General features: G+C 27.9%; 3 protein-coding genes. All 3 read right to left on the bottom strand.

What is annotated here, in order from left to right; all coding sequences use genetic code 11:
- Positions 1-93: 93 nt before the first annotated feature.
- The 3 genes from RI68_RS03155 to tig all read right to left on the bottom strand — a co-directional run bounded on the left by RI68_RS03155 (position 94) and on the right by tig (position 4,182).
- Entirely contained in the window at positions 94-321 is a 228-nt protein-coding gene (locus RI68_RS03155; protein WP_017192561.1) for a hypothetical protein, read from the bottom strand.
- Complete coding sequence (gene lon / locus RI68_RS03150) at positions 311-2,725, bottom strand: endopeptidase La (RefSeq protein WP_017192560.1); 2,415 nt, start codon at positions 2,723-2,725, stop codon at positions 311-313. The genes RI68_RS03155 and lon overlap by 11 nt, the downstream gene beginning before the upstream one ends.
- A 122-nt stretch (positions 2,726-2,847) precedes the next feature.
- Positions 2,848-4,182, bottom strand: a complete 1,335-nt coding sequence (gene tig / locus RI68_RS03145) for a trigger factor (RefSeq protein WP_017193778.1) — start codon at positions 4,180-4,182, stop codon at positions 2,848-2,850.
- Between the last annotated feature and the right edge of the window lie 197 nt (positions 4,183-4,379).

Genomic DNA, 4,379 nt, shown 5'->3' with positions numbered 1-4,379 from the left:
TGTATAATTTTTATAAAATATTTTGTAACTAAAGTTATTTTAACATATAAAATAACGAATGTCAATATTTTATAACAAAAAAAATATCTTTTTTTACTTATGTTCTGTAATGAAAGCTGAAAAAAAGAGGATAAAAACTAAGATAAAAATGATTTTATCTAAAGGGGAACTTTTTCCTTGAGCACTGTTATCGCCATATTGTTCTGTAAAAGCGTCTACAACGCTTTTTTCAGAAGAAAATAAGATGCCTAAAATAATTAAAACAGCAACTGGATATACTACATAATTACTTGTCAATATTTGCATTTGACTAAAGGACATTATTATAAACCTCTTCTTTTAAAAGAACTAAAGCTTTTAAAAACACATCATCAGCGTTTTGAATAGCGATAATTTCTAATTTTTCTCTTACTTCAATAGGAATTTCATCCACATCTTTTAAGTTATCTTTAGGAATGAAAATTGTGTTAAGTCCACTTCTATTAGCGGCAATAGCTTTTTCTTTCAAACCGCCAATCGGTAAAACAGAACCTCTTAGAGTTATTTCTCCTGTCATTCCTACATCTTTACGAACATATGTTCTTTTGATAGCTGAATAAATAGAAGTTGCAATAGTAACGCCTGCGGAAGGGCCATCTTTAGGAATAGCACCTTCTAAAAAGTTAATGTGGAAATCATTTTCATCAAAAATTTTATAATCAATGCCTAATTTTTCCGCATTAGCTTTTAAAAAACTAAAAGCCGTAAAAGCGCTTTCTTCAATCACTTTGCCTAAATGACCGGTAAGAACTAATTTACCCTTACCTTTATAATAAGTCGCTTCTACTGGCAAAATATCTCCGCCAAAAGAAGTATAAGCCAAACCGTTCACCACGCCAATTTGAGGTTTTTCTTCCATTAATAAATGTTGGAAAATAACTTTACCTAAATATGTTTCGATGTTGTTTTTATCGATTTTCACTTTTTCAACTTTATTGATTAAAATTTCTTTAACAGTTTTACGTATTAAATGAGCTATTTTCTTAGTTAAATTTCTCACGCCAGCCTCTTTAGTATAATGTCTGATGATATAAAGCAAGGTTAAATCGTCAATTTCGAATTGAGTTTCATCAATGCCGTGCTCTTTTAACTGTTTAGGCAATAAATGTTCTTTAGCGATAATTAATTTATCTTGTTCTGTATAAGAGCTTAGTTCAATCACTTCTAAACGGTCTCTTAAAGGATGAGCAATAGCGCTTAAATCGTTAGCAGTTGTGATAAATAAAACTTGCGATAAATCAAAAGGTTCAGATAAATAAAGATCGACGAAATTTTGGTTTTGTTTCGGATCAAGAACTTCTAATAAAGCTGAAGAAGGATCATGATGCGAATTAGTCACTAGTTTATCAATTTCATCTAATAAAAATACTGGATTTCTCACGCCTGCATCTTTTAAACCGCTCAAAATACGCCCTGGCATAGCACCTACATAAGTTCTTCTATGTCCTCTTATTTCACTCTCTTCTTGCATACCGCCTAAAGATTGTTTAACAAATTTACGCCCTAAAGCTTCAGCGATAGAAATAGCTAAAGTAGTTTTACCAACGCCAGGAGGTCCTGATAAACAAAGAATAGTTTGAGCGTTTTTCTTAGTCATGATTTTGACTGCTGCGTATTCTACAATACGTTCTTTAGCCTTAGCTAAACCGTAATGGTTTTTTTCTAAAGTAGCTTGTATTTTTTCCAATTCGTTAACATCTTTACTTGTTTTTTGCCAAGGCAAAGCTACTAAAAAATCTAAATAATTACGAATAACAAAGGAATCAGCTACTGCTGAGGAGATAGATTGATAACGAGAAAGTTCTTGTAAAGCTTTTTCTTTAATTGTTTTAGGCATATTAGCGTAATTAATTTTTTTTCTTAATTCTTCAATTTCTTCTTCTTTTTTAACTTTATCGCCTAATTCGTTTTGAATAACACGTATTTTTTCTCTTAAATAAAATTCTTTTTGATTTTCATCAATACTACGTTTAACTTCTTCGTTAATTTTATTTTCTAACTCAACTACGTCTATTTTAACTCTAATATCTTGCAAAATATAAACTAACCTTTTGTTTAAAGAAGGTTCTTTTAAATATTTATATTTTTCTTTTTCTTCTATTCTTAAAGCAAAAATAATTAAATCAGCTGCTTTTTCGGTTGTTACGCCGTTTTGTATTTGTTCTAAAAAACTATTTTCAGAAATTAATAAAAACTGACTTATATTTGAAGTAATTTGTTGAATGATTAATTTGATTAAAGTTTGTTCTTCTTGTAAATCACCTAAAACTGTAGGAACATTCAGAAATTTAGCACTATATAAATCATCTTTTTTCGTTAATTTCTGCGTTTTAACACGATTTAAAATACGGAATTTAACTTTGTAAAGAGAATCATCAATTTTAATAGCAAGTAAAACTTTAGCTAAAACGCCGTATTTTTCTATATCAGAAACTTTCGGTTCTTCATGCAAAAAATTTTTTTGTAATAAAATGACCACGTAAGCAGATTCAAGCAATTCTGATTGCTTAATAGCGTTGATAGAAAAAGAGCGTCCTATTTCAATTCTAAAGTCATTAGAAGGAATGGGTACAACATTTCTCACAATAACAACAGGCAATTCGTTAGGAATAATATCATCATTTATTTTTGCTTTATTTTTTTTATCGATTTTTTCTGTTTTATCAATGTTTTCTTTTTTATTCATTCGATTCACCACTCATCCTTTTTTTTATGCGTGAAGTTAAATTAATATTATTTTGTTCATTTTCATTAAGACTATAAATTATATTATAATCTAAAAAGATTTTTTATTGTGAAAAAAATAATTTATTTATTTTCTTTTGTTGTCTCTGGTTGGGAAACTTCTTTTTGTTCTTTAAAAACAACTTTTGTAATTAACAAATCGCCAGCTTTAATTTGAGATAAACCGTTTTTGATGTTTTCCACAGCATAATTTTCTTTTAATTTATCGATAGGAATTTTATAATATGCGCTTATTTGTTGGTATCTGCGTTCTATCTCTTCCGGAGTCGCTTGTATATTTTCTTTAGCCACTACTTCGTCTAATAAGAAATTAATTTGAACGTTTTTTAAAGCTTGTTCATAATTGTTTTTTTCATATTCTTCTTCGTTAGAATTAGTCATTTTTAAATATTGTTCTAAATTCATGTTTTGTTTTTGTAGTTGAAAAGCAAATTGTTGTTTGATATTTTCTACTTCTGTTTGTACAAAATGTTGAGGAACTTTTAAAGTAGAATTAGCGATTAAATATTCAAAAACTTGTTGTAGAACTTCGTTATTATATTCTGAATTGTTTTGATTTTCTAAATGTTCTTTAATTTTTTTTTTCAACTCATAAACTGTTTCAATATTAGTTAATTTTAAATTTTTAATAGATTCATCCGTTACAACGAATTTTTGAGGAGTTTTCATTTCTTTTAAAAAGATTTGAAAAACCGCTTCTTTTCCAGCTAATTCTTTTTTACCATAATTGTCAGGAAAAACCACTTTTATATCTCTTTTTTCTTCTCTTTTCATTCCTAACATACCTGTTTCAAAACCAGGAATGAATTGATTAGAACCAATCTCTAAACTGTAATTTGTCGCTTCTCCGCCTTCAAAAGGAATGCCGTCCACAAAACCTTTAAAATCGAAAATAGCTATATCGCCCATTTCTAAAGGAGTGTCAGTTGTTTTTGGCGCTAATGTTTCGTTTTGTTTTAATAACAAATCCATTTGCGCTTGAACATCTTCATCAGTGACATTTTTTCTAAAATCATTTAATGTAATTTTTTGGTAATCACATATTTTTACTTCTGGTTTTAAAGCCATTTCTAAACCGAAACTAAAAGGTTTTTTTCTGTCTAATTTTTCAATATCAAAATCAACTAATTTAGGTTCTCCTACAGTTTTAAATTCTTTATTAGTTAATATTTCTTGAAATTTTTCTACATATATGATGCGGAAAGCATCTTTATATAAAGCCGAAGGGCCGTAATGCTTTTCAAAAACTTTTTGGGCAGCATGTCCTTTTCTAAAGCCTTTAATTTCTACTTTAGGTTGAACTTTGTCAAAAGCTTTTTTGATATAAGATTCGAATTCATCGACAGACACGTCAAAGTGATATTGTACAAAATCGTTATTATTTTTTTTAATTTGCATGTTTGATTACCTATATTTTATAAATTTTTATTTATGTAATGATTAGAATGACAAAATAAACCCATTCTAATAATTACATTTTTATATCTTTTTTAGTTTATTTAAAATTAAAAATGAAGTTTCATAAAAGAAAATACATTATTTATAATTAATGTAAAGTTGATAAAAATAATGCTTTTGATCATTTTCTTTTTGAA

It is taken from the genome of Vaccinium witches'-broom phytoplasma str. VAC (assembly GCF_000309405.1).
GTDB lineage: Bacteria > Bacillota_I > Bacilli_A > Acholeplasmatales > Acholeplasmataceae > Phytoplasma.
Note: the sequence above shows the minus strand (reverse complement) of the source record. Positions and strands in the feature narration are given on the sequence as shown.